Raw genomic sequence first — 18,501 nt, forward strand, 5'->3', positions numbered from 1 at the left:
ACATCGTCTTACGCAACGCTCAGCCCTTGAGTTGAGTTTGAAATCTGATACAACCTAAAGCGGTATAACAGAGGGGGGATAGATGGGAGCGTTTTCGATCTGGCATTGGGTGATCGTGCTGTTGTTGATCGGCGTGCCTGTTTTCTTTGCGGTTCGATCGGCCGCGAAGCCGCCACAGAATCCCGAGGCTCTCGTGGGCTTCGGCGGATGGCTGATGCTGCTGGCTATCGGTCAGACATTGTCACCGCTGCGTACGGTTGCCGATTTGGCCAATTCGATCGAGGGTTACCAGCAACTGATGCCGCTGCCAAATGGGCCTCTGGCGGTGTATGGCGAGGTTGCCCTCAATCTGGCGTTTCTGGCGATCCAACTGTCCGTGCTCGTTTTCATGCTGCGGCGAAGCCGACACTTTCCCCGCTTGTTTCTGTTGCAGTGGCTTGCGATCCCGGCCGTGTTTATCCTGGACACGATTTTGATCTCATCAGCGCTGGATGTCCCACTGAGCCAAGTGCTTGCAGGCGGCGACGGGCTGGTCGCCCCCATAATCTCGGTCGTGGTGACCGGTCTCTGGGTCGCTTATGTCTTCAAGTCGATCAGGGTGAGAAATACGTTCGACAGGGGCGCGGCCGCTGCGCAGGTTGCGCCGGCCGTTCAATAAGGGCTGGTCCGTAACGCCGGCATTTAGGAAGATAATCCACGAGCTTGGGGTGGCCCGCCATCCGAAGCTCGAAGAACGAAGGATGGTGCCCCCGGACGGAATCGAACCGCCGACCTTCGGTTTAAAAAGACTGCAGGTCGGTTGTGGCCTTCAAACGTGAATCCGATCAAACCCTCAGCAAAAGTGCACTGTCACCGTAATTCGGAGACGGGACCGCTGGCGGAGATTGACTGGTGGGCAGCGCAGGGCGATCCAATTGAAGCCACACACCCCGCTCACAACATCGCCCCAAAGCCGACACCGATAGTCATTGATGTCAGTGCAAGCATCCAAAATATCAAGCAAGTACTTCGCGGCTTCGTCCCTGCTATCCGCCCGCGTGGTCGCTGCCACCGTGCGCGGCGATAAACATGGCGACGGCCGACCGGCAGTAGGATTCGATTTCGTTGTCGTTCTCTGCTCTCGCCTCATCGAAGCGCGCGATAATCAGAAGATCGGATCCTTTGAAAAGCGCGGCAAACAAGCGGGCGGACCGGAGAGGGTCGGGCACGTTCAGAACCGCCTTCGCGTGCAACTGACGCAACAGGGCCTCGATTTGGGCGATGATATGGGCGAGGCCGGCTTCGTAATGGAGCTTGCTCAACGACTTTTGACTCGTCATGTCGGCCATGACCATGGCTTCGACGTTGCGGACGTCTAGCCGCAGCAGCGTGCGAAGCAGCAATGATCCCACCGCCATCAGCTGATCTTCGGTCGAGCCATCGACGCCTTGAAAAAGCACCTGTGGAATCAACTGCTGACAGCGGGCCGCAAAGGCCGCGCCAAACAGCGCCTCTTTGTTCTCGAAGTGCCTGTAAATGCTGAGCTTCGATATCTTCGCTCGCTTGGCGACCTTGTCCAATGTCGTCGCTTGAAAACCCAGTTCCGCAAAAAGTTCGCCCGCCGTATCGACGATCGTTTGTCCAAGCGCCTCGTTGACGGGCCGGCCGCGCCGGGGCTGGGTGTTTTTCTCGGTTGCCATAATTCAAGTCCTTGACAGTATCCTAATTATTGAATTACGATACCACGCAGTTCCTAAAATGTGAAGCCAATGGATAAGCTTCAACAGGATCCAGTCGAGCCCCTTCATCAACAACACGGAGCCCGTCACCATGGATGACGTCATCATTATCGGCGGTAGCTTTGCCGGTCTCGCCGCCGCCCTGCAACTCGGCCGTGCCCGCCGCAAGGTCACCGTTCTCGACACTGGCCTGCCGCGCAACCGCTTTGCCGGCCACTCGCATGGTATGCTTGGTCACGATCACAAGCCGCCGCTGGACATCCTGGCCGAGGCGCGCCGGCAGTTGGCGCGTTATCCTGCGATCAGTCTGGTCAACGCTCGGGCCGACAAAGTCTCCGGCGGCATCGACGATTTCTCCGTCCTAATGGGCGATGGCGAAAGCCTTGGGGCGCGTCGGCTGATCCTGAGCTATGGCATTACGGACCAGATGCCCGATGTGCCGGGATTTGCCGAAAGCTGGGGCACGTCCATCGTACCCTGTCCCTATTGCGACGGCTTTGAAGTCGCCGGCCAGCATTGGGGTCTCGTCTGGTCCGGCCCGCAGTCGCAAAATCAGGTCAGGCTGTTCCACGATTGGACCGACAGGTTGACGGTATTCGCCGATGGTCACGACATTCCTCCCGATATCCGGGCCGATCTGGCGCGTCGCAACATACCTGTCGTCGATGGCCGGATCACTGAAATCGCCCGTCATGGGGGCCATGATGCCACCCTCAAGCTCAATGTCGGCCCCGATGTCGCTGTCGACATCCTGTTCGCGCATCCGCGCAACAAGCCGTCCGCAAACTTGCATGAATCACTGGGCCTCGCCACGCTCGATACTCCCCTCGGCATCGTCCTCAAGGTCGACGAGCGTCGCGAAACCAGCATGCCCGGCATCTACGCCGCGGGGGACCTCACCAACCCCCTCCTCCCCTCAGTCACAACGGCATCCTGGCAAGGCGCGATGGCGGGCATCTTCGCCCAGCAGTCGATGCTGGTTTGAGAGCACAGTTTCTCCGGTCCCAATCGGCCATCCCCAGCGGCGGCGCGCAAATCTAAGGCAAGAAGGAAGTGACCCTCATGGATACGATCAGTCCTGGCGTCGCCCTGGTGACGGGCACATCCTCCGCATCGGTCCCGCTACCGCCAAAGCCTTGCGGAATGAGGGCTTTCGAGTGTTCGGAACCAGCCGCCGCGCCTGCGACAAGCGAGCGCGTGCTGGACCTCGGCTGCGGCGCGGGCGCATCGAGTTTGGCACTGGCCGCCCTCGTTGGCCGGCGTGGCCAAGTGCTGGGCGTGGATATTCCGAACCGCTGATCGGTCGGGCTCGCGCGCTTGCGCCATGGGATACGCCGGCCCTGTTCCGAGTGGCCGACGCCAGCAGCGCCGAGTTGCCTGAGGGCGCTTTCGACATCCTGTTCTCGCGTTTCGGGGTGATGTTCTTCGACGATCCGACGGGCGCCTTCACTCATATGTGCCGCGCGCTCCAGCCGACCGGGCGGACCAACGGGCACGCCATGGGAACCTCATAGAGGGGTCAGATTCGTGTGAAAACCCATCAAGACGCCGTCTACCGCTTTCACAAATCCTTACACAAATGACCGATAGGCAAGCCATAGACACATGGCCGCATTTTGGGGTGCGCAAAATTATGTAGATAAAAGAATGGGTATGTCTTGAGAACTGGTGCCCCCGGACGGAATCGAACCGCCGACCTTCGGTTTACAAAACCGCTGCTCTACCAGCTGAGCTACAAGGGCATGGCGCTCCGGTAGCATATTTGGTGCGCCAGTAAAGACAAAACTCCATTTCGGCATCGGTCGTGGTGGATGGCGTATGGCCAGCATGCTGAAATCCGCAAACGTGCTTCCTACATGACGACAAGGGTGCAATCGCTTCGGACTGGAGTGTCGCATGATCAGGTTTGTCATCATTCTGCCGCTCGTCATCGTCGCATGGATGCTGCTGGTAAAGATCGTCAGGGACGTCAAGAACGCGAATGTCGACTGGACGGGCGTCACCACCATCATCGGCTTCATCGCGCTCGCCTTCTGGCTGCGGCACGTCACGGGCATGGGCTGAGAAATAGCGAGTAGTCAGTAGGAAGCAGCCAGTAGGGGAATAGGCCGTGCATTGTTCGGATGCGCCTAGTGCCTACTCACTACTCACTCCGAAAAATCTCCTGATCCTGTCGAACCTTTCGCTGCCCCACGCCGACTGATCCTCAGAGGCGAATGGTCGCCTCGATCAGAGATACAGGAGATCGTTATGTTCAAGCGCATTTTCGTTTCCAGCCTCGTCGCCATCGTCGTCGCGACCGGTGCGCTCGCCGGCACCGTTCAGTCTTCGTCGGCTCATGGCATGCATCGCCATCATCATTACAACGACTACCTCTACTACCAGGATTACCCGGACTACCCGGATTACTGGTGGGTCTATGGCCATCATCATCACCATCACCGTCATCATCGCCACCACATCATCATCTACTGAGCGCAGCCCGGCGGCGTGATGAAGAACCAGTGCAGGAAAGGGCGGCTTCGGCCGCCCTTTTGCATTGATACGGCGCTTCTTGTCGCCGCCACGGAAGATGACGCGATCGGCGCAAGGTGCTGAAGCGGCGGTCTCGATAATCAACGCCGGCGAGGGCCGCCGTGCCTTTTCAGGCAGCGGATACCTGCTTCTTCGAAAAAAATCAAAACCGATCGAACCTTTTTCAATGCCGGGGCGACACATGATCAAGAGGCGGATGGATCGCCTCTCCAACGAAGCAAGGAGATCATCATGTTCAAGCGCACACTCGTTTCCGGCCTCATCGCCACCACCGTCGCCGCCACCGCTTTGGTCGGCACCGTCCAGCCTTCGGCGGCTCATTCGCATCACCATGACCTTGGCATCGGCATCGCCGCCGGCGTCGGTGGTTTCGTCCTTGGCAGCCTGCTTGCCCAGCAGCCGCCCCGCACCGTCTATGTCGACGAAGATGGCGGTTCCTGGCACGTCCGCCGCTGCTTCGAGCGTTACGCCAGCTACGATCCGGACTCGGATACCTATATCGGCCACGACGGCTACAGCCACTACTGCCGGCTCTGAGGGGAGGCGGACCAACGACAGGAAAGTGGACCAACGACAGGAAAGAGGGGTTGCGAGGCAGCCCCTCTTCGTTGTTTGAACACCGTCTTTCTAGAGGTGCGTCTTCGCGTCGGTGTCGAGGGGCGGCAAACCGGCCGCACGGCAGGTGTCGCCAACGAGCCTCGTATCTGGCGGCTCTTCACCCATCGCGACGAGTTCGAAGCTGCTTCCCGCATCCGGATAAATCTTGGCGGCAAACGCTTTGTCCCTCCCGTTGCCGCGGTAAGGCTTGGTGGTGACATGGCCGCAGACCACGATCTCCGCACGGCCATTAAGGGTCCGTTCTCCGGCAAGCATCGTCCCGAACCTGGCGGTGGCCGGGTCCTGAAGATGTTGGCGAACGCCTGTCGTGATGATCTCTTCCAAAGCGAGCGAGATCGGCATGGGATCGACGCGCTGGTTACCGGCATCGGATGTGGCTGCGGGCGGTGTCGCCACGCACCCGCAAAGTGAAGCGGTAAGCGAAAGCAGAGCCGTCTTTCTCATTCCTGCCCCTTCATGTGCTGTCCAGCCGCGCTGGCTGTCGCCGGCGCTTGTCCGAGCAAGCAGAGATGTACAGCGATTCTATGAGCGTCTAGTCTAATCGCTTCGATTGCTGGCTGGGGAGGTTGGCTTGGACGAGCAGGATGAGAAAGAAGACCTGATCGAGCCGGTGTTTCGCAACGGCACGGTCACCACGGTCGGCATTCTGCTGGCGTTCTCGCTGGGCTTCATCACCCATTGGGCCGCCAACCCGATTCCCTGGCAGACCTATCACCTGGTCGCTGTCCTGCCGATCCTGGCCGGTATTGCCTTGCAGATGCGGGCGCTGGCGTTGCTGCTCGACACGGCGTCGCTGCGGCGGCCGGTCTATGCGCGCGCCAACCGTATATTCATGGCCGGCCTCATCTGCACCGCCAGCGGCGTCGGCCTGGCAATCCTGCTGGACGTCCTTCATGTGGCGGCCAGGAGCGCGCTGCCGGGCGCCGCCTGATCAGCCAGCCATCCCGCCGATCATTTTCGTCACCTCGACCGCTGCGTCGCGCACCAGCGGGCCGATCTCGGCCAGCCGCTCTGGCGTGACCCGTACCGTCGGCCCGGACACGGAAACACCGCCGATCGGTTCGCCATATTCGTTGAAGATGGCGGCGGCCACGCATCGCATGCCGGGGTGGCGCTCCTCGTCGTCGACCGACCAGCCGCGATGCTTGATGACAGCCAGATCGTGGGCGAGGGCGGAGATGTCGGACAGGGTTTTGTCCGTATAGCGCTGCAGGCCGGCCTTGCGCAGGATCGTCCCGACGCGCTCCGGCTCGAGATGCGCCAGCACCGCCTTGCCGATGCCGGAAGCATGGAAGGGGCTGCGCGTGCCCGGCCGGAAGAAGGCGCGGATTGCCTGATGTGTCTCGACCTGGCTGACGAAGACCACGCAGTCATCCTCGGCGACGCCAAGATTGGCGGTCTCGCCGGTTTTCTCCATCAATTCCTGCATGACGATGCGGGCGCGGTCGACCAGCTTGCGGCGGCGCAGGAACGCCGCGCCCATCCGATAGGTCTCGACCCCGATCGACCAAAGCTGGTCCGACGTATCGAATTCGACCATGCCGTGGTTTTGAAGCGTCGTCAGCATGCGGTAGGCGGTGGAGGCGGCGAGCCCGCTTTGCGCCGATATCTCGCTCAGCGACAGGCCGCTGCCTTCCGCGACGATGGCCAGGATGCGCAAGGCGCGGTCAAGCGACTGCACCGAGGCCTCGGCAGGGCCGTTGAAAGCGCGCGGGCGCCCGCGCTGACGTTTTTCGCTGCTTTCCATGGCCAGCATTCTCGACCGTTTTTCCAAAGATGCAATGAAAAAGTTTTTCATGAAATTTCCAGGTGCAAATCTGGAAAAGGGAAAGCCCAGCAAAATCAGCTATTAATCGCCGTTTTCTGGAAATGAAAAAATATTCTGGAAAAATTGAAAAATCGCCGGGGCGGTGACATCCTTAGCCATCCAACAATCATCTTGTGGAGGCTGGAAATGGCCAGGATGCGCGCTGTCGATGCTGCTGTTCTCGTTCTCGAAAAGGAAGGCGTCTCCTGCGCCTTCGGGGTGCCCGGCGCGGCGATCAATCCGCTGTACTCGGCGCTGCAGGCGAGAGGCACCATCCGCCATGTCCTTGCCCGCCACGTCGAGGGGGCCTCGCATATGGCGGAAGGCTATACCCGCGCCAAGGCGGGCAATATCGGGCTCTGCATCGGCACTTCGGGGCCGGCCGGCACCGATATGATCACCGGGCTCTATTCGGCCGCGGCCGATTCCATTCCGATCCTGTGCATCACCGGGCAGGCGCCACGCGCGCGCCTCAACAAGGAGGATTTCCAGGCCGTCGACATCGCCGCCATCGCCGCGCCCGTCGCCAAATGGGCGGTGACGGTGATGGAGCCCTATCTGGTGCCGATGGCGCTGCAAAAGGCGTTCCATCTCATGCGCTCGTCGCGGCCAGGTCCGGTGCTGATCGACCTGCCGGTCGATGTCCAGCTGGCCGAGATCGAGTTCGACATCGACGCCTATGAGCCGCTGGCGCCATTCAAGCCGGCGATGACGCGCGCCCAAGCCGAAAAGGCGCTGGCGATGCTCAACACGGCGGAAAAGCCACTGATCGTCGCCGGCGGCGGCATCATCAATGCCGACGCGTCGGACCTGCTGATCGAATTCGCAGAAATCACGGGCGTGCCGGTCATCCCGACACTGATGGGCTGGGGCGCGATCCCCGACGACCACCGGCTGATGGCCGGCATGTGCGGCCTGCAGACCTCGCACCGCTACGGCAATGCGACGATGCTGGAAGCCGACTTCGTCTTCGGCATCGGCAACCGCTGGGCCAACCGCCACACCGGCTCGGTGGACGTTTACACCAGGGGGAAAAAATTCATTCATGTCGACATAGAGCCCACTCAAATAGGCCGTGTCTTCGCGCCGGACCTCGGCGTCGTTTCGGATGCGGGTGCGGCGCTGAAGATGCTGCTCGACGTCGCCACCGAATGGAAGACGGCTGGAAAACTGCGCGACTGGTCGGGCTGGGCCAAGGAATGCCAGGGCCGCAAGAAGACGATGAAGCGCAAGACCCATTTCGACCAGGTGCCGCTGAAGCCGCAGCGCGTCTATGAGGAGATGAACAAGGCGTTTGGCCGCGACGTCACCTATGTCACCACCATCGGCCTGTCGCAGATCGCAGGCGCGCAGTTCCTGCATGTCTACAAGCCGCGCAACTGGATCAATTGCGGCCAGGCCGGCCCGCTCGGCTGGACGCTGCCGGCCGCACTCGGCGTGCGCGCCGCAGATTCCGACCGCACCATCGTGGCGCTGTCGGGCGACTATGATTTCCAGTTCATGATCGAGGAACTGGCGGTCGGCGCCCAGCACAAGTTGCCTTACATCCACGTCGTGGTGAACAACGCCTATCTCGGCCTGATCCGCCAAGCGCAGCGCGGTTTTTCGATGGACTACGAGGTGAGCCTCGCCTTCGAGAACATCAACCGTGCCAATGATCCCGAGGCGGGTTATGGCGTCGACCATGTCGCCGTCGCCGAAGCCATGGGCTGCAAGGCGGTCAGGGTACGCAAGCCGGAAGAGTTCGCCGGCGCGTTCAAGGAAGCGCAGCGGTTGATGAAGGAACACCAGGTTCCGGTCGTGCTCGAATTCATCCTCGAACGCGTCACCAACATCTCGATGGGTACCGAGATCGACAAGATCACCGAATTCGAGGACCTTGCCGAACATCAGGAAGACGCGCCCACCGCGATCGTGATGCTGGACTAAGTCATGCTGATATTCAGGTCAGGCCGGCCTGACCTGAATCTCAACACGGCTTTGGTTCTGGGCAGAAAATAGGAGAAAAAAGAATGCCGCGTTTTTCAGCCAATCTGTCGATGCTCTTTGGCGAGCATGATTTCCTCGACCGTTTCGATGCCGCCGCCCGCGCCGGCTTCAAGGGTGTCGAATATATCGGACCTTATGATCATGCGCCCGAGGTGGTCGCCGCCCGCCTGAAGAAGAACGGCCTGACGCAGGTGCTGTTCAACCTGCCGGCGGGCGACTGGGCCAAGGGCGAGCGCGGCATCGCCGTATTGCCCGACCGCGTGCCCGAATTTCGCCAGGGCATCGCCAAGGCGATCGCCTACGCGCAGGCGCTGGATTGCCAACAGGTCAACTGCCTGGCCGGCATCGCGCCGCAGGGTGTTGCGACCAAGGTGCTTGAGGATACCTTCGCCGAGAACCTGGCGTTCGCCGCCGAAAAACTGGAGCAGGCCGGCATCCGGCTGCTGATCGAGCCGATCAACACGCGCGATATTCCGGGCTTCTTCCTCAATTATTCAGACCAGGCGCTTGAGGTCATTGATCGCGTCGGCTCGAAGAACCTGTACCTGCAATACGACATCTACCACATGCAGATCATGGAGGGGGATCTCGCCCGTACCATCGAAGCGAACCTTCCCCGCATCGCGCATATCCAGCTTGCGGACAATCCCGGCCGTCACGAGCCGGGGACGGGCGAGATCAACTATCCCTTCCTCTACGACCACATCGACCGGATTGGTTATTCCGGCTGGATTGGGGCGGAGTACAAGCCGAAGGCGGGCACGGAAGCCGGGCTGGGCTGGTTTCGGGAACTGGCCGGGCAGGGCAGCGCGGCGGCTTAGAGCATCCCTTCTCCCCGTCACTATACGGAGAGAAGGTGCCCGGTTCACCCTCCGTAGCTGCACCGCAGCGAAGGATGGGCAGGCGGATGAGGGGCAGAGCCGGCCTTTCGACAAATTCGAGCCAGGAATTTCAGGAGAACCATAATGGAAACCATAGGCTTCATCGGCCTCGGCATCATGGGCGCACCCATGGCAGGGCATCTGCTTGGAGCCGGCTACACGGTCGTGGCCAGCGACCACCGCTCGAAACCGCCGGCCGACCTTGTCGCCAACGGCCTGAAGACCGTCACCGGCCATGCCGCCGTGGCCAAGGCCGCCGACATCATCATCACCATGGTCCCCGACACACCGCAGGTGGCCGATGTGCTGTTCGGCGACAACGGCGTCGCCTCCGGCCTGTCGAAGGGCAAGTTGGTCATCGACATGAGCTCGATCTCGCCGATCGAGACCAAGGAATTCGCAAAGAAGATCAACGAGTTCGGCTGCGACTACCTCGACGCCCCGGTCTCGGGCGGCGAGGTCGGCGCCAGGGCGGCGTCGCTGACCATCATGGTCGGCGGCGAGGAGAAAGCCTTCGAGCGCGCAAAACCAATCTTCGAGAAGATGGGCAAGAACATAAATTTGGTCGGGCCGAACGGCGTCGGCCAGACCACCAAGGTCGCCAATCAGATCGTCGTCGCGCTGACCATTGAAGCCGTCGCCGAAGCCCTTGTTTTCGCCGCGAAAGCCGGCGCCGATCCGGCCAAGGTCAGGCAGGCGCTGATGGGCGGGCTGGCCGCCTCGCGCATTCTCGAAGTGCATGGCGAGCGCATGGTCAAGCGCACCTTCGCGCCAGGCTTCCGCATCGAACTGCACCAGAAGGATCTGAACCTCGCTTTGGAGGGTGCGAAGGCGCTCGGCGTGTCGCTGCCCAACACATCGGCGACGCAGCAACTGTTCAATTCTTGCGCCGCCAATGGTGGTGCGAAGGAGGATCACTCAGCGCTGGTCAGGGCGCTGGAGCGGATGGCCAATTTCGAGATCGGCAAGGAGGCAACGGAAATCAAAGGCAAGGCGGCATAGGTCGAGAGAGGGCGGCGTAACGTTCCCAAGCCGTCAACTTTTGTCTTAACCCGTGAACGGGTTCCGGCAACGTCGCCGGAACCCGTTTTTGCTTCCTGGCGGGAACTTGCCGCTTTCAGTCAGCCGCGCTTTAAAAATGCCCGTGCCGCATAAAGGCTCACCGCTGCGGCATTCGACACATTCAGCGAGCGGATGGCGCCGGGCATGTCGAGGCGCGCCAGCGTCGTCACCGTCTCGCGCGTCTTCTGGCGCAGGCCCTTGCCCTCGGCGCCGAGCACCAGCGCGATCCGGTCGCCGGCAAAGCTGGTCTCGAGTTCAGCCGGCCCGTCCGAATCGAGCCCGATGGTCTGGAAGCCGGCCTCGTGCAGTTGTCCGAGCGCGTCGGCGAGGTTCTTCACCTCGATCTGGTCGATATGCTCCAGTGCGCCGGAAGCCGATTTCGCCAGCACGCCCGATTCCTGCGGGCTGTGGCGTGCCGTGGTGATCAGTGCGCCGGCGCCGAAGGCCACCGCAGAACGCAAAATGGCGCCGACATTGTGCGGATCGGTGACCTGATCGAGCACCAGCACCAGCCTGGTGTCGCCAAGCGCGTCGAGGCGCTTGGGCTTCAGCGGCTCGGCCTCGATCAGCACGCCCTGATGCACGGCGTCCGACCCGGTGATCTTGTCGATGTCCCTCGGTTCGACCAGGTCGGCGTTGAAGGGCAAAGCGGTGAGATCGGCGATCTCGAGCCGTTCGGCCGCATTGCGCGTCACCAGCATTCTTTTGATCCGGCGGCGCGGATTGTCGAGCGCGGCGCGCACAGTGTGCAGGCCATAGAGACGCACCAGGCCATCCCCGGCGTTTTCGCCTGGCGGCACGGGTTGGCGCGGCCTGAAGGCCGGTGCGCCGCCGCTTTTCTCGTCGCGATACGCGCGGCGCAGCTTGGCGTAGTGGGTGTCTTTCGGGGTGTTGGAATTGTTGCTCATGGCCGGCTTCTATAGCCGTCTCCTCCCGTCAAGGATATGCCCTGTCGCCGCAGCCGGCGAACAACATCGAAAAACCCTTCCTGCGCGGTTGACACCCACTGGCCTTGCCGCCATAAGGCGCTTCGCTGATTTCGGAGAAGACAACTCGGGTCCGGATCGGCGTGAATGCCTCGTTGCATGGCTCCGGCGGCAGACTGGAGAGGTGCCCGAGTGGTTAAAGGGGACGGACTGTAAATCCGTTAGCTTAGCTTACGTTGGTTCGAATCCAACCCTCTCCACCACTGCCGGCCCGGAAGCCCTGAAACGCGAAAGCATCGGAGACGAAAAGTGCATGGCGCTTTTCCAGTGAATCCGGTACTTCAGTGCAAGGCGCGGGTATAGCTCAGTGGTAGAGCAGCAGCCTTCCAAGCTGAATATGCGGGTTCGATTCCCGCTACCCGCTCCAGCTAATTTCTGAAATCATTGTCAAATCTCTTTGCGCCGTGTCACCGCTCCAATATTCTCCGGCAGACGCGGTCCGGGAGACATTCCCATTGGCTTGACCTCCAGCTGGGGTTACCTTGCGTGCAGCGAGGCGCGGGACGAGCGATGAGGCCATACTATTCGATAAACACGGACGGCACTTCCAGTACCAACCTCCAGCTGTATGCGCTGCGACAGGCGCGGCGCCATTGGAATGAACTCGCCGCAGATTATCTGCAAGACAAGGAAACTACTAAAGACCTAGTCGAGCGATGCGTTTTCACCATCGCGACTTTGGGTCTGAGCGTTTCTCAGTTGCTCGGGCAGAACGATCCCGCGCCGCTAGCTGGGAAGGTTGCTAGTCCAAGGGTTATCTGGAAGCGCTTCATTGCGCATCACGGCGTGACGGGCGTCAGTGCGGACGAATTCGACAAGTTCATCGATATCTATGACGGTTGTCGGCACTTTGGTTTATCGCCAGACGGATTTGGTCACACGAGGCTGGAGTCGTTGGACTTCGAGGCTACTCGTGGATGGTACGAAGTGGCCCACCGTATATGGTTGGCAGTTATCAAAGCTCTGCTTGCGGATCCGCAGAATCTTATTGAAGACATGGACATAGAAGGGTTCAAAGCGTAGCGGGTCGAAGGATTCAGCCAACCGAAACGCTGCGCGGCAATGCGCGCAGCGCCTCTGGCATTCGTGCATGCCACCCTAGCTGTTGAACGCGGATGCGACCTGGTGCTGCTGCGGCACCTGGCCGTTCGGCGTCAGCTTGTCGACGATGCCCGGCAGGGCCGTCGACAGCTGCTTGAGCAGTTCCTGCTCGTCGAGCCCTGTCCTTTGCGCGATCTCGCGGATGACCTGCGGTCCGATCGCGTTGCCGAGATCATTGGCGTTGATCGACTGGTTCTGCCCGGTGCCGACCCAGGAGTCGGCGACATTGCCATGGCCGGCATTCTTGAGCTTGTCGAGCAGGCCGCCCAAACCGCCGAGCAGGCCGCCATCGCCTGGATTGGCTTCGGTCGGAGCAGGGACGGGGGGAGCAGCGGCGTCGGGTTGGTCCGGCTGTTCGGCGCTTCTGCCGCTCAGCATCTTTCCGACCAGCAACGCGCCAAGCGCGATCATCAGCGGTTTGGTGATGTTGCCGCCAGGAACGGCGTTGTCAAAAAGTCCCATAGTGGATCCTCCATCTAGCCAAGCCCAACCCATCTTCAACAATGGCGCAATCGGGCGGAATTTCAAGCTGGCTTGTGGTTTTGACATTCATATGAAAATCTCCGCTTGGCGGAGGGAAGGAGAGGAAAAAATGGGTATCATCAGCTGGATCATTCTGGGCGTCATTGCCGGTTTCATCGGCAGCAAGATCGTCAACAAGACCGGCCAGGGCATGATCATGGATATCGTGCTCGGCATCGTCGGCGCAATTGTCGGCGGCCTGATCTTCAGCGCCTTTGGCGCGTCGGGCGTGACCGGCCTCAACATCTATAGTCTGATCGTCGCCGTGGTGGGCGCCGTGGTCGTCCTTTGGGCCTATCACCAGTTCAGCGGGCGCCGAACGCTTTAGCAGCCCGAGGCGACTGGCTGCGTCAGATAGGCGGCGGCCCCGCGCGGCTTTCGGGCCGCCTCGACCGCCGGCTTGCCTATGGCATCAGCACCGCGTCGGCGGCGGCAAGCTCCCTCGGCTGATTGGTTCGTCCAGCCGCGTAGATGATCCCCACGGCGTCGGCAACGGCCTTGGCGAGCGCCCCGCCGGCAACTAAGCGATCACCGTCAGCCGGCGCTTGCGCTGATCCAGGGAAACGATGGTCAGCCCGCTGGCGACCACCAGCAGGATGCCGCAGACGGCAAGCGTGTTGGGAAATTGCCCGAACACCAGCAGGCCTGAAATGACCGCCCAGACCGTGAAGCAATAGTAGAATGGCGCCACCGCTCCGGTCGGCCCGACGCGATAGGCCATGAAGATGAAGAAGTGGCCGAAGATCAGGAAGAAGCCGGCGCCTGCCATCAGCAGCAGGTGACGGGCCTCGGGCATGACCCAGCGTTCGGACATCAAATGCGCGGCGCCGGCGCCGATGAGCACGACGACGACGGCCGAGATCGCCACGATCATTCCCGGCACTTCGGCGGTGATCTGGCGGCCGGCCAGATCGCGCGCGGCGGCGAATGTCGCGTTGCCGAGCGCCAGCAAGGCGTAGACCGAAATGCCTTGCATGGTCGGCTGCGCCACCATCAGCGCGCCAAGGAAGCCCAATCCGATCAATGCCATGCGTTGGCCGCCGATCCGCTCGCCAAACAGGATCGAGGACCCGACCAGCATCAGGAGCGGCGTGATCTGGCCGAGCGCGGTGGAATCGGCGATCTGCATATTGGCGAGCGCGACGACGTAACAGAGGATCGCCGCCAGCTCGAGCAGGTTCCTGCGCAGCACCCGCTTGTCGAAGATCAGCGGGATCTGCTTGCCGTAGCCGAGCGCGAACAGCAGCGGAAAGCCCCACAGCGTTGCCGCGGCACCACGCAGGAAAAGCACCTCGTAGGACGGCAAGCCCACTGTCGCGAGCTTCATCATCGTATCGTTGACCAGATACGACCCGGTCGAGACGATCATGAACAGCGGGCCGCGAATGGCAGTCGGAATGAAATGCATAGGCGCAGGAAATCAGACCGGGGTGGCCGCCGCAATGGGCCATGGACCGCCGGCAAATCCGACAGCGACCGATGCGCGGGCCTGCTAAATCCCCACATTGTTCCGCCGGCTTCCGCCCATTCCATTTTCGACGGCGGCTCCCTATATCAGCGCCATACCCCCGCAATCGGATCATGGGTTCTGGCCGAGTGAGATGGCGCCCGGGCAAAAGACGCTTGTGTTTTTTGGCCTTTCTCGCTAATCGCCCCGCATTCGACTGAACTGAAGGTCCAGGCCGTCCAAGGAAAGAGACTATGGCAAAAGGTAAATTCGAGCGTACGAAGCCTCATGTGAACATTGGCACGATCGGCCACGTCGATCACGGCAAGACGTCGCTGACGGCTGCGATCACCAAGTATTTCGGCGAATACAAGCGCTATGACCAGATCGACGCGGCGCCCGAAGAGAAGGCGCGCGGCATCACGATCTCGACGGCTCACGTCGAATACGAGACCGCCAACCGCCACTACGCCCACGTCGACTGCCCCGGCCACGCCGACTATGTGAAGAACATGATCACCGGCGCCGCGCAGATGGACGGCGCGATCCTGGTCGTGTCGGCCGCCGACGGCCCGATGCCGCAGACCCGCGAGCACATCCTGCTTGCCCGTCAGGTCGGCGTGCCGTCGATCGTGGTGTTCCTCAACAAGGTCGACCAGGTCGATGACGCTGAGCTGCTCGAACTGGTCGAGCTCGAGGTTCGCGAGCTCCTGTCGAAGAACGAATTCCCCGGCGACGACATTCCGATCGTCAAGGGTTCGGCGCTGGCAGCACTCGAGGATTCGGACAAGACGATCGGCGAGGACGCGATCCGCGAGCTGATGGCTCAGGTCGACGCCTACATCCCGACGCCGGTTCGTCCGCTGGACAAGCCGTTCCTGATGCCGATCGAGGACGTGTTCTCGATCTCGGGCCGTGGCACGGTGGTGACCGGCCGCGTCGAGCGCGGCGTGGTCAAGGTCGGCGAGGAGCTGGAGATCATCGGCATCCGTCCGACGACCAAGACGACCTGCACGGGCGTGGAAATGTTCCGCAAGCTGCTCGATCAGGGCCAGGCTGGCGACAACATCGGCGCGCTGCTGCGCGGCGTTGATCGTGAAGGTGTCGAGCGCGGCCAGGTTCTGGCCAAGCCGGGCACGGTGAAGCCGCACAAGAAGTTCGTGGCCGAAGCCTACATCCTGACCAAGGACGAAGGGGGCCGTCACACGCCGTTCTTCACCAACTACCGTCCGCAGTTCTACTTCCGCACGACCGACGTGACCGGCATCGTGTCGCTGCCGGAAGGCACCGAGATGGTGATGCCCGGCGACAACATCACGGTCGATGTCGAGCTGATCGTGCCGATCGCCATGGAAGAGAAGCTGCGCTTCGCCATCCGTGAAGGCGGCCGCACCGTCGGTGCCGGCATCGTCGTCACCATCAAGGAATAATCGATCCGGCCGCTGCGGGTTCGACAAGGAAAGGGCGGTCTTCGGGCCGCCTTTTTCGTTTCAGGCTGCTTGGCAGCGCAAGTATCGCGAGGGTTGTTTCAAAGCTGTTGCAAGTGCCATGGCTGCAACTAGTATGGGTTTGCAGCGAGGGAGCTTTGCCAAGAGTGGTTCCAGGGCGCCGTTTCGATGGGCAGGCATGGCGGTTGTGGGCACTGGTATGCCTCGTCATCGCCATGGCGCTGCCTGTGCTGACGGCGCGAGCGCAGGATGGCCCTCCCGATATCCCGCCCATGCGCTTCGTCGTCGTGCGCAGCAACGCGCCGGGATGCGAGCCCAACTGTCCTGAGTGGATATCGGCCGACGGCGCCATCGAGGCGGGCACCCCGTCGCTCCTCAAGCGCACGCTCAAGGCGCTCAAGGGAAGGCAATTGCCTGTTGTCGTCAATTCGCCCGGCGGCAATGTCGACGCGGCGCTGGCACTTGGCCGGATGATCCGCAAGAACAAGCTCGACGTCGCCGTCGGCGTCACGATTTTTTCCGGTTGCCAGCCGGAGGTGAGGAATTGCAACGACAACAGGGGCAAGGGTGCCGACTATTTCGGCATCGCCCATGATGATGGGGCCATGTGTAATTCGGCCTGTCCGCTGATGTTTTCCGGCGGCGTCCGCCGCGTGGTGGGCGATTTCGGCTATCTCGGCGTTCACCAGATCACCACCACCTACCGCCGGGAGAAGCTGCTCTACCGGACCACGTACCGGATCGTGAACGGCAAGAAAAAGGTCATCAGCACCAAGGTGGTCAGCCGGAAAAACGCGGGCAGCTACAAAACCTACGAGATGAGCAGGACGGTCGAGAAGACGCTTTCGGCGTATCTCAAGGAAATGGGGATAGGCGACGGCGTGCTGGATGTCATGAAGGCCACGCCGGCCAGCGACATCCGTCAGATTCCGCTCGACGACATGTTGACGATGAAGCTGGTCACCAGCCGGGACACCGTGGATCTGTTGACCACGGCAAGCCTGTGCGTGCCGGACCAGCCGGCCACGAATTGCCGGGAGATGGCTGGACCAGCAAACAAGGCGACGCCATCGGCCGCTGCCCGGCCTGCCACTGCCGTTGCCGGTGAACCGGCCAAAGCAAAGGCCGGCGGGGACATGCGCTTTGTCGTGGTTCGCGGCAGCAATCCGCTCTGCAATCCCGACTGCCCCGAATGGATATCGGCGGAAGGTGCGATCACCACCCAGACGCCGCTGAAGCTGCGGCAGCTATTTGCCACTCTGGGCGATCGGCACCTGCCTGTCGTCATCAGCTCTCGGGGAGGCGACCTGTCCAGCGCGCTCGCCATGGGAAGGCTTATCCATGAGAGGAAGCTCGACATCGCCGTTGCCCGGACCGAATTCGTCGACTGTGATCCCGGCGCGTGGAACTGCCTGGCCAGGGAAGGAGCCTATGCCGGTTTGAGCATCGATACCGGGGTGGAGTGTGATTCCGCCTGCGCGCTCGTGGTTGCCGCCGGCGCCAGGCGGCTTGTCGGCCCTCGGGCGCGGCTCAGCCTCTACCCGATGGGACAGAAGCCGGTGGTCAAGGCCTACCTCGAGGAGATGGCGATCGGTCCCGCTCTGTTCGCCGCGATCGAGCGACGCTCGGCTGAGGGGCAACTTGACCCGGACACGATGCTGAAGGCCGGACTGACAACGGGACCGCAATCGGTCGACGCGCTGACTGGCTCCACGATTTGCAAGGCCGTTGCCAAGCCCGACAATTGCCGGGCCTGCCAGCCGCCAACGCACAGGCCGACGCCAAGCTGTAGGGCGCGGCGGCGGCGGAAAACTGGCCATCGAGGCAGGTTGAGCCATACTCGATTTCCGCTATCGTCGCGGCTGCGGGGCCGGCGAAGGATCGAGAATGAGCCAGGATGTTCCAACACTCTACGAATGGGCCGGTGGCGGCGAGGCGCTGAACCGGCTGACGCGAACCTTCTATGACAAGGTGGCAAGGGATCCGGTCGTCGGCCCGGTGTTCAAGCACATGTCGCCGGACCACCCCGCCCATGTCGCCGCCTTCATCGGAGAGGTTTTTGGCGGACCGAAAACCTATAGTGACGAATTCGGCGGCCACCGCGAAATGGTCATGCATCACCTGGGCAAGCATCTGACCGAGGCGCAGCGCCGCCGCTGGATCAATCTTCTCGCCGACGCGGCGGACGAGGTCGGCCTGCCCGACGATCCCGAATTCCGTTCCGCCTTCATTGGCTACATCGAATGGGGATCGCGGCTGGCCAAGATGAATTCCAATCTCGGCGAAACCTGCGATCCCGAAAGCGAGCCGATGCCGGCCTGGGGCTGGGGCGTGCCTGGCGGACCGTACCGGGTGCCGGACGAAAAATAGCTTCCGTTTGCCAGGGA

Annotated in this window: 19 protein-coding genes, 3 tRNA genes and 2 pseudogenes; 16 read left to right on the forward strand and 8 right to left on the reverse strand. The window is 61.7% G+C overall.

Annotation, left to right across the window (positions count from 1 at the left end):
• The first annotated feature begins 82 nt into the window (after positions 1–82).
• Positions 83–658, forward strand: coding sequence for a DUF2569 family protein (locus tag LB564_RS01435; RefSeq protein ID WP_224534515.1), 576 nt, complete (start codon positions 83–85; stop codon positions 656–658).
• 367 nt (positions 659–1,025) lie between these two features.
• Here the strand turns inward: LB564_RS01435 and LB564_RS01440 are convergent, their stop codons facing one another.
• Positions 1,026–1,679 carry a TetR/AcrR family transcriptional regulator gene (locus LB564_RS01440; RefSeq protein WP_140710303.1) on the reverse strand — a complete coding sequence of 218 codons (654 nt, stop codon included), beginning with the start codon at positions 1,677–1,679 and terminating at the stop codon, positions 1,026–1,028.
• 130 nt (positions 1,680–1,809) lie between these two features.
• Between LB564_RS01440 and LB564_RS01445 the strand changes: the two genes are divergently transcribed.
• Positions 1,810–2,703, forward strand: a complete 894-nt coding sequence (locus tag LB564_RS01445) for an NAD(P)/FAD-dependent oxidoreductase (protein WP_224534517.1) — start codon at positions 1,810–1,812, stop codon at positions 2,701–2,703.
• A 185-nt stretch (positions 2,704–2,888) separates the two neighbouring features.
• Positions 2,889–3,202 (forward strand): annotated as a pseudogene (locus LB564_RS01450) (class I SAM-dependent methyltransferase); the annotation flags it as partial.
• A 182-nt stretch (positions 3,203–3,384) separates the two neighbouring features.
• On the opposite strand, the gene LB564_RS01455 reads toward LB564_RS01450, so the two are convergent.
• A tRNA-Thr gene (locus tag LB564_RS01455) sits at positions 3,385–3,460 on the reverse strand.
• A gap of 154 nt (positions 3,461–3,614) precedes the next feature.
• Here LB564_RS01455 and LB564_RS01460 point away from each other — a divergent pair.
• Positions 3,615–3,782, forward strand: coding sequence for a hypothetical protein (locus LB564_RS01460; RefSeq protein ID WP_224534519.1), 168 nt, complete (start codon positions 3,615–3,617; stop codon positions 3,780–3,782).
• A gap of 165 nt (positions 3,783–3,947) precedes the next feature.
• Here LB564_RS01460 and LB564_RS01465 read toward each other — a convergent pair whose 3' ends face one another.
• Positions 3,948–4,442, reverse strand: coding sequence for a hypothetical protein (locus LB564_RS01465; protein ID WP_224534520.1), 495 nt, complete (start codon positions 4,440–4,442; stop codon positions 3,948–3,950).
• A 42-nt stretch (positions 4,443–4,484) separates the two neighbouring features.
• On the opposite strand from LB564_RS01465, the gene LB564_RS01470 reads away from it, so the two are divergent.
• Positions 4,485–4,790: a BA14K family protein gene (locus tag LB564_RS01470; protein ID WP_224534523.1), complete on the forward strand. Its 306-nt coding sequence runs from the start codon at positions 4,485–4,487 to the stop codon at positions 4,788–4,790.
• Between the two features lie 90 nt (positions 4,791–4,880).
• Here LB564_RS01470 and LB564_RS01475 read toward each other — a convergent pair whose 3' ends face one another.
• Positions 4,881–5,315, reverse strand: a complete 435-nt coding sequence (locus LB564_RS01475; RefSeq protein WP_224534525.1) for a hypothetical protein — start codon at positions 5,313–5,315, stop codon at positions 4,881–4,883.
• 127 nt (positions 5,316–5,442) lie between these two features.
• Here LB564_RS01475 and LB564_RS01480 point away from each other — a divergent pair, with 127 nt between their 5' ends.
• Positions 5,443–5,802 (forward strand): hypothetical protein, encoded by a 360-nt coding sequence (locus tag LB564_RS01480; RefSeq protein WP_224534526.1) that lies wholly within the window; start codon positions 5,443–5,445, stop codon positions 5,800–5,802.
• Here LB564_RS01480 and bhcR read toward each other — a convergent pair whose 3' ends face one another.
• The gene (gene bhcR / locus LB564_RS01485; RefSeq protein WP_224534527.1) at positions 5,803–6,618 is read right to left on the reverse strand and encodes an HTH-type transcriptional regulator BhcR; all 816 of its coding nucleotides are present in this window, start codon (positions 6,616–6,618) and stop codon (positions 5,803–5,805) included.
• A gap of 207 nt (positions 6,619–6,825) precedes the next feature.
• Between bhcR and gcl the strand changes: the two genes are divergently transcribed.
• From gcl to LB564_RS01500, 3 genes are all read left to right on the forward strand, one after another.
• Positions 6,826–8,607 (forward strand): glyoxylate carboligase, encoded by a 1,782-nt coding sequence (gcl, locus tag LB564_RS01490; protein WP_224534528.1) that lies wholly within the window; start codon positions 6,826–6,828, stop codon positions 8,605–8,607.
• An 83-nt stretch (positions 8,608–8,690) separates the two neighbouring features.
• The gene (gene otnI, locus LB564_RS01495) at positions 8,691–9,488 is read left to right on the forward strand and encodes a 2-oxo-tetronate isomerase (protein ID WP_224534529.1); all 798 of its coding nucleotides are present in this window, start codon (positions 8,691–8,693) and stop codon (positions 9,486–9,488) included.
• Between the two features lie 144 nt (positions 9,489–9,632).
• The gene (locus LB564_RS01500; RefSeq protein WP_224534530.1) at positions 9,633–10,550 is read left to right on the forward strand and encodes a 2-hydroxy-3-oxopropionate reductase; all 918 of its coding nucleotides are present in this window, start codon (positions 9,633–9,635) and stop codon (positions 10,548–10,550) included.
• A gap of 119 nt (positions 10,551–10,669) precedes the next feature.
• Here the strand turns inward: LB564_RS01500 and LB564_RS01505 are convergent, their stop codons facing one another.
• On the reverse strand, positions 10,670–11,518 hold the full coding sequence (locus LB564_RS01505) for a TrmH family RNA methyltransferase (protein WP_224534531.1): 849 nt from the start codon (positions 11,516–11,518) through the stop codon (positions 10,670–10,672).
• A 196-nt stretch (positions 11,519–11,714) separates the two neighbouring features.
• On the opposite strand from LB564_RS01505, the gene LB564_RS01510 reads away from it, so the two are divergent.
• From LB564_RS01510 to LB564_RS01520, 3 genes are all read left to right on the forward strand, one after another.
• Positions 11,715–11,799, forward strand: a tRNA-Tyr gene (locus tag LB564_RS01510).
• Positions 11,800–11,889: 90 nt separating this feature from the next.
• Positions 11,890–11,963, forward strand: a tRNA-Gly gene (locus LB564_RS01515).
• 143 nt (positions 11,964–12,106) lie between these two features.
• Positions 12,107–12,619, forward strand: coding sequence for a hypothetical protein (locus tag LB564_RS01520; protein WP_224534532.1), 513 nt, complete (start codon positions 12,107–12,109; stop codon positions 12,617–12,619).
• A 75-nt stretch (positions 12,620–12,694) separates the two neighbouring features.
• Here LB564_RS01520 and LB564_RS01525 read toward each other — a convergent pair whose 3' ends face one another.
• Positions 12,695–13,159 (reverse strand): YidB family protein, encoded by a 465-nt coding sequence (locus LB564_RS01525; RefSeq protein WP_224534533.1) that lies wholly within the window; start codon positions 13,157–13,159, stop codon positions 12,695–12,697.
• 130 nt (positions 13,160–13,289) lie between these two features.
• On the opposite strand from LB564_RS01525, the gene LB564_RS01530 reads away from it, so the two are divergent.
• Entirely contained in the window at positions 13,290–13,547 is a 258-nt protein-coding gene (locus LB564_RS01530; RefSeq protein ID WP_140710278.1) for a GlsB/YeaQ/YmgE family stress response membrane protein, read from the forward strand.
• 192 nt (positions 13,548–13,739) lie between these two features.
• On the opposite strand, the gene LB564_RS01535 is transcribed toward LB564_RS01530, so the two are convergent.
• Positions 13,740–14,627, reverse strand: coding sequence for a DMT family transporter (locus LB564_RS01535; protein WP_224534535.1), 888 nt, complete (start codon positions 14,625–14,627; stop codon positions 13,740–13,742).
• A gap of 293 nt (positions 14,628–14,920) precedes the next feature.
• Here LB564_RS01535 and tuf point away from each other — a divergent pair, with 293 nt between their 5' ends.
• The 3 genes and pseudogenes from tuf (at position 14,921) to LB564_RS01550 (ending at position 18,484) form a co-directional block, all read left to right on the forward strand.
• Positions 14,921–16,096 carry an elongation factor Tu gene (gene tuf / locus LB564_RS01540; protein ID WP_224534536.1) on the forward strand — a complete coding sequence of 392 codons (1,176 nt, stop codon included), beginning with the start codon at positions 14,921–14,923 and terminating at the stop codon, positions 16,094–16,096.
• A gap of 164 nt (positions 16,097–16,260) precedes the next feature.
• A pseudogene (locus tag LB564_RS01545) lies at positions 16,261–17,906 on the forward strand (hypothetical protein).
• A 95-nt stretch (positions 17,907–18,001) separates the two neighbouring features.
• Complete coding sequence (locus tag LB564_RS01550; RefSeq protein WP_224534539.1) at positions 18,002–18,484, forward strand: group II truncated hemoglobin; 483 nt, start codon at positions 18,002–18,004, stop codon at positions 18,482–18,484.
• Positions 18,485–18,501: the final 17 nt, after the last annotated feature.

The sequence above is a fragment of the Mesorhizobium sp. ES1-6 genome (assembly GCF_020164775.1).
Classification (GTDB): Bacteria; Pseudomonadota; Alphaproteobacteria; order Rhizobiales; family Rhizobiaceae; genus Mesorhizobium.